The organism is Tateyamaria sp., assembly GCF_059783535.1.
The window spans coordinates 1-6,650 of the sequence record NZ_JBYNDP010000167.1; the positions used below are offsets into that span (position 1 = coordinate 1).

General features: G+C 59.6%; 6 protein-coding genes. 3 read left to right on the top strand and 3 right to left on the bottom strand.

Annotated elements, in window-relative coordinates:
• Positions 1 to 746, bottom strand: a 746-nt coding sequence (locus tag AC6RA8_RS20070; RefSeq protein ID WP_500355242.1) for an AMP-binding protein, incomplete at its 3' end; no start/stop codon positions are given.
• Positions 747 to 936: 190 nt separating this feature from the next.
• Between AC6RA8_RS20070 and AC6RA8_RS20075 the strand changes: the two genes are divergently transcribed.
• From AC6RA8_RS20075 to AC6RA8_RS20085, 3 genes are read left to right on the top strand one after another with little or no spacing between them, the layout of a single operon-like run.
• Entirely contained in the window at positions 937 to 2,829 is a 1,893-nt protein-coding gene (locus AC6RA8_RS20075; protein ID WP_500355244.1) for a PAS-domain containing protein, read from the top strand.
• On the top strand, positions 2,826 to 3,527 hold the full coding sequence (locus AC6RA8_RS20080; protein ID WP_500355246.1) for a response regulator transcription factor: 702 nt from the start codon (positions 2,826 to 2,828) through the stop codon (positions 3,525 to 3,527). The genes AC6RA8_RS20075 and AC6RA8_RS20080 overlap by 4 nt, the downstream gene beginning before the upstream one ends.
• A 27-nt stretch (positions 3,528 to 3,554) precedes the next feature.
• Positions 3,555 to 3,776 (top strand): WGR domain-containing protein, encoded by a 222-nt coding sequence (locus AC6RA8_RS20085; protein ID WP_500355248.1) that lies wholly within the window; start codon positions 3,555 to 3,557, stop codon positions 3,774 to 3,776.
• On the opposite strand, the gene AC6RA8_RS20090 is transcribed toward AC6RA8_RS20085, so the two are convergent.
• Complete coding sequence (locus AC6RA8_RS20090) at positions 3,773 to 4,960, bottom strand: hydantoinase/carbamoylase family amidase (RefSeq protein ID WP_500355250.1); 1,188 nt, start codon at positions 4,958 to 4,960, stop codon at positions 3,773 to 3,775. The two genes, AC6RA8_RS20085 and AC6RA8_RS20090, sit on opposite strands and share 4 nt — an antisense overlap.
• Positions 4,961 to 5,061: 101 nt before the next feature.
• A partial coding sequence (locus AC6RA8_RS20095; protein WP_500355252.1) for a molybdopterin oxidoreductase family protein occupies positions 5,062 to 6,650 on the bottom strand: 1,589 nt, incomplete at its 5' end.

Below are 6,650 nucleotides of genomic sequence, written 5' to 3' on the forward strand. Positions count from 1 at the left end.
CCCACGGAAAAGATGAAATCACCCACCCATGCCATCGGCAGGTAAGCCAGGATATCATCGCTCTGCCGCAACCCATCAAACTCAGAAGATGACTTCGACGTTTCAATGACGTTTCGGTTCGACAACACCACGCCCTTGGGCTTGCCCGTCGTGCCCGAGGTATACAGCATCACGCAGGTGCTGTCGTAGTCCAACGCGGCAATGCGCTTTGCCATCTCAGGCGCAAGTTCATCCCGCTTGGCCCGCCCTGCATCCTGCACATGGCTATACTGATGCAGCTTGGAATGATCGTATTTCCGCAGCCCCCGCGGATCGAGGTAGATCATCTGCTCGAAGTCCGGCAGCTGGGCCTGCACCTCGATCACTTTGTCCACCTGCTCCTGATCGCCCGCGATGACAAAGCGCGCGCCGGAGTGGTCAAGGGTATAGGCCATCTCTTCGGCCGCAGCGTCCTGATACAGAGGCACGGGGATTGCGCCCGCCATCTGCGCCGACATCATGGACCAGTAAAGGTAGGGACGATTGCGGCCAATAACCGCGATATGATCGCCGGGCTGCACACCCAGGTCGATCAACCCAAGCGCCAGTGCTTCGACCTCCTCGAGTGTCTCGGACCACGTCCAACTTTGCCATATCCCGAACTCCTTCTCGCGATATGCGGGGGCCGATCCGAATTCCTTGGCATTCCGATGTAGCAGCGCAGGTACGGATTTCAGTCCGCTCGCGCCCTCAGACGACTTGACCACGTATGTTCCTCCCCAGCGCATCCCCTCCCAAGGGGCACGCGTGATCGCTCAGACGATTCTTGCTGTGTCTAAGGATGTCGTGCACACGCTGCGCGTCAACTTTTTCCTGATGTTTTCCCAAACCTTACGAATTGTAACAGCGGACCATGACCCGTTGTGCGGGCGTTGAAACCAATGCTAGCCATGGATCATGGCACAGGATCACACGGCATCGCTGACGGCCTCGGGCCTGAACCTGATCGCGCAGGCGCTGACGATCTACGACCAGGATTTGCGGCTTGCGGTCTGTAATGCGCCCTTCCAACAAATGTTCGACCTACCTGACGCGCTCGTCACCCCGGGCTCTACCTTTCGCGAAACGATCACGCATCTGGCAAAGCGCGGCGAATATGGCCCGATCGACAATCTGGACAGTTTTGTGCAGGAACGTGTGGATCAGGCCCTGGCCTTTGAACCACATTACATGGAGCGCACCCGCGCCAATGGCCGTACGATCAGCGTCGAAGGCTCACCTCTGCCACAGGGCGGCTGGGTCACGGTTTACACCGACATTTCCCACATCAAGGCGCAAGAAGCGCTCTTGCGTGCCCGCGCTACGGAACTCTCCGATCAAGTTCTGCAACACACTGAAGCGCTGAGTGCCACGAATCGCCAACTTGCCTCCACTGTATCCGCCCTCGAAGAAGCCAAGCGTCAGCTGACCGAAACCGAGGCGCGCACCCGCCTGACAACCGAGATGATGCCAGCCCATATCGCGCTTGTAGATGCCAGCGGTCACTATACGTACTCCAACAGACGCCTCAGTACGGTCATTCCCAGCCGCCCGTCGGACATTGTCGGCCAACACATCTCGGACGCGCTTGGCGCTTTTGCATATGGGCGCATCGCATCGAACCTGGCTCGGGCCTACAAGGGCGAAGCATCAGTCTTTGAGTTTACGGATGAGGCAAGCGCCAGACGCATCCGTGTGGCCTTCACACCAGAGGCGTCGGGCGGCGTTTACATCCTGTCCATGGATATCACGGAAGAAACTCAGGCCCGTGTCGCGCTGCAGCAGAACAGGCGCCGCACACTTGCTGCTCAGATGACGTCAGGCATGGCGCATGACTTTTCCAACCTGCTGACGATCATCCTGGGCTTGCAATCCAAACTATCCCGTATGGAAGGATTGCCGTCGGGCGCCCAAGACCTGATCGATGGTACGCTTTCCGCGACCCGTCGCGGCGGCGAGCTGCTGAATTCAATCGCTGACATGACAGCAGGACGCGCCATGCGCCCGGCTGCGACTGATATCGAAACGCTGCTGGGCGATGTGACAACCATGGCGCAATCGACCCTGCCACCCGGGCTCACACTCAGCACCTCCACGACCGTCACAGGGCCCCACATGCTGGACCCAGGCTTGGTGAAAGACAGCCTATTGAACCTTATTCTGAACGCCCGCGATGCCTGCGGCACCAAAGGGGACATCACCCTGACAGCCCGCCCCGTCCACGACACGTGGCTGGAATTCATTGTCACCGACACTGGCCCCGGCTTTTCCAACGACGCATTGGAACACGGCTTCGACCCATTCTTTACCACGAAGGGCTCCGAAGGATCGGGTATGGGGTTGCCGATGGTCTACGACATGACCAAGCGTGCGGGTGGCGATCTGAAGCTGGGCAACGGAGAGATTGGCGCGCAAGTGCGTCTGCGCCTGCCCCTCCGCCCTGCTCCACAACTGGCTGGCGCGCTTGTCCTGTTGGTCGAGGATGACCCGGACTTGCGCCAATACTACCGCGACCTGCTGATGGGTATGGGTCACGCCGTGATCGAAGCTGCGGGTGTGGATGAAGCCATCGCCCTCACGGCAGACCTGCCCGACATCGGCCTTGTGTTGTCCGACATCAACCTTGGGTCAGGCAGCCGCACCGGCATTGACCTTGCAAACCAGTTGCAGGGTAGCCTGCCCGTGATCCTGATGACATCACTTCCACCGGGTGACACAATGTACCAAACGGCAGCGCTTTCCGCCCCGGTTCTGCGCAAGCCGTTTGAGGCATCCGACCTTGCTGCACTCCTTCAGGCGGATGCGGCATGACCAAACCACTTGTTACGATCCTCGACGATGAACCGGCGATCCGCACAATCCTTGCCGACGCGCTGGAAGAAGCGGGGTTTCGCACCTTGTCCTTTTCCCGCGCCGCGGCATTCGAAGCGGCGCTCAAAACTCACGAACCCGATGTCTGCCTTGTCGATCTGGGTCTGCCGGACACCGATGGGTTGACCCTCGTTCACAAACTCGCCCTCGAACAAGGGGCAGCAGTCATCATCATCTCGGGCCGGGCGCAGGTGCAGGACCGGGTGACGGGACTGGAATTGGGCGCCGACGACTACATCATCAAACCTTTCGATCCGGCGGAGGTTGTCGCCCGCATCCGAGTGCGGCTGCGCGCGCCGAAGGCAGCAACGCAAACCGGACAGGTCGCGCATTTCAACGGGTGGGAGGCCTCTTTCGACAGCTACACGTTGACGGATAAAGCCGGTCAGGAAACGCCATTCTCTCATGCTGAAGGCGAAGTATTGCGCCTGTTCCTGGACGCACCCAAACGCTTGATCAGCCGCGCACAAATGCAGGAAAGCCTGGGCGGCGGGGCGGGAGACAGCTTTGACCGAGCAATGGATGTCCGCATCAGCCGATTGCGCACAAAACTGCGCGAAGATCCCAAAAACCCCCGCCTGATCAAAACGATCTATGGCGCCGGTTACATCTTTTTGGGCGATGTGCAGTGGACATGACGATTCAACCCGTGGCAGAATCGAAGCATGATTGAAGCCCTGCTCTACCGTTCCAGTCAAAGCCGGTTCTACCGTGTTGAAATCACATTGAACCTGTTTTCCGAAGCGTCCGTGGTCATCGAATGGGGATTGATCGGCGGAAAGCCATGTCAACGTGTGACTTGCCACAGCGATCTACGCGCGGCATCAACCGCCGCCGACCGCTACCGGCAAAGGGCCATCAAACGCGGATATGCCCGCGCCGCCTAGAGCCCAGCCGCGTGGGCCAACACCTTCAGGCCCGCCACAAGAATGGCCTCGTCCGTATCCTCCTCGAACGCATGGCTGATCCCGCCAATAGACGGCACGAAAAGCATCGCAACCGGCATACATCGGGCCACATTTGTCGCGTCATGCAAAGCCCCGGAAGGCATTCGCCGCCATTTTCCCGGTGCGACTATCTCGGCACCTGTTTCAAGCTTCGTGCGCAGATCAGCATCCATCGCCACAGGCTCCAACCCCAGCAGCGGTCCTTTCTCGACGCCAAGGTCCAATTCTGCCGTGACCTCTGACAAAGTGTCCTCAATCACCACCTCCATCCGTGCCAACCGGGCCACATCCGCATCCCGCCATTGCATGGAAAAGCGCACCTGCCCCGGCACGATGGACGACGCATTGGGGCTGACCGCGACATGCCCAATCGTCCAGACGGATTGCGGCGTGACCACATTTCGCAACCGCTCGTTCAGGCGATTGGAAAAAGCGACCAGCCCCTGAAACGCATCCCGCCGCAGCGCCATCGCCGTGGTCCCGGCATGGTTCTGTTGTCCCGTCAGAGTAATCACTCGATCCCGAATGCCGACAATATCGGTCACGACACCTATCTGCTCGCCCGCAGTGTCCAGTGTCGCGCCCTGTTCGATATGCAGTTCGATGAAGCCGGTGAACTGCGCCGGATCCACAGGCGCGCCTGCACGATCCCCGACCGCCGCCCGCGCTTGCACAAGCGAAACATCGTCATGATCTACCAAGGCATCCGCATCGGCCAAAGACAGCCCTCCCGACCACACGTTGGATCCGGTCGTTACGCCGTACCGACCTTCTTCATCTTGGAAGGAGACCACCGAAATGGCAGGCCCGCCCGCCTCGACACTGGCCCGCGCCACTTCCAACGCCGCAACCACGCCCAAGGCACCGTCCAGCCACCCACCTCGCGGCTGGCTGTCTGAATGCGACCCAAGCAGTAATGACGGACCCTCAGCCAATCCAAACAGGTTCCCCATCGCGTCAAAACGCGGCGTCAATCCGGCGTCAGTCATCCGCGACGCCAACCAATCGCGCGCTGCGATATCAGCTTCAGAATACGCAGGGCGTACCACCCCCTTGCCAACGCCCGATGCTCCGAACTGACGCAAAGCATGCAAGTCCGTCAAAAAGCGTTCAGCGTCGACCATTCCGATCCCTTCATCGTACCAGATAAACTTTGTGGAGTTTGAGGGGTGAAACCCCTCATTCACAAGATGGAATCGTGTGCGCCGTCAGGCACACATTTGGATTACTCTGCTGCAACCGCTCCGGTCACTGCTTCGACACGAACGGCCGAGAACTTGAACTCCGGGATCTTGCCATAGGGGTCCACCGCCGGGTTCGTCAGAATATTTGCCGCCGCCTCCACGAAGGCAAAGGGCAAGAATACCATGTCTGGCGACACTGCCCGATCTTCACGCGCCATGATCTCTATCGACCCGCGCTTGGTCGTCAGCCGCACCATGTCTCCCGGCACCACTCCCAGCTTACGCAAGGTGCTTGGATGCAATGAACAGTTGGCCTCCGGCTCAACCGCATCCAGCACAGTCGCACGGCGGGTCATCGACCCGGTGTGCCAGTGCTCCAACTGTCGGCCCGTCGTAAGGATCATGGGATACTCTGCATCCGGCACATCATCCGGCGGGATAACAGCAGCAGGTGTGAATCTCGCGCGCCCATCAGGCCGTGGGAACCCATCACCAAACACGATGGCCTGGCCTGGATCCTCCGGCGACAGGGACGGATAGGTAACCGCGTTCTGGCCCTCCAGCCGCTCCCAAGTGATATTGTCCAGCGACTTCATGTTCAGCTTCATTTCGGCAAACACATCTGCGGGGCTCTCATAGGTCCAGCCGAGGCCCAGACGCCTCGCCAACTCAACTTCAATCCACCAGTCTTCCTTGGCCTCACCGGGTGGTGGCACCGCGGGGCGACCCATCTGCACCTGACGGTTCGTGTTGGTCACAGTCCCTGTCTTCTCTGCAAAGGCCGACGCAGGCAGGATCACATCGGCATAGTTCGCCGTCTCGGTGATAAAGATGTCCTGCACCACCAGATGGTCCAGCTTCGCCAGCGCATCCCGCGCATGCTCCACATCCGGGTCAGACATGGCCGGGTTCTCACCCAAAATATACATCGCCTTGATCTGATCGGCATGGACCGCATCCATGATCTCGGTCACGGTCAGCCCCTTCTCGTTCGAGAAGTCGCCGGAGCCCCAAACATCCGTGAAAGCGGACCGCACACCATCATCGGTCACCGTCTGATAATCAGGCAGGAACATCGGGATCAGGCCTGCATCCGACGCACCCTGCACATTGTTCTGCCCCCGCAGCGGATGCAACCCAGCGCCCGGGCGACCCACCTGCCCCGTCATCAGAGCCAGTGAAATCAGGCAACGCGAGTTATCTGTCCCATGGATGTGCTGAGACACACCCATGCCCCAGAAAATCATCGCGGACTTCGCACCAGCAAACGTGCGTGCCACGTCGCGCAGCAAATCCGCCTCGATCCCGCAAATCTCTGCCATCTTCTCAGGCGTAAAGCCTGCCAGATGCTCTTTCTCTGCCTCCCAGTTCTCGGTGTAGGCATCAATGTATTGCTGGTCGTAGAGCCCCTCTTCGACAATCACATGCATGATCGCGTTCAGCATCGACACGTCGGCGCCGGGACGGAACTGCAGCATGTGGCTGGCAAAGCGCTTCAATGCCTGACCGCGCGGGTCCATGACAATCAGCTTACCGCCCCGTTTCGTGAACTGCTTGAAGTAGGTGGCGGCAACCGGATGGTTCTCAATCGGGTTGCAGCCGATGGCAATCGCCACATCCGCATTCTCGA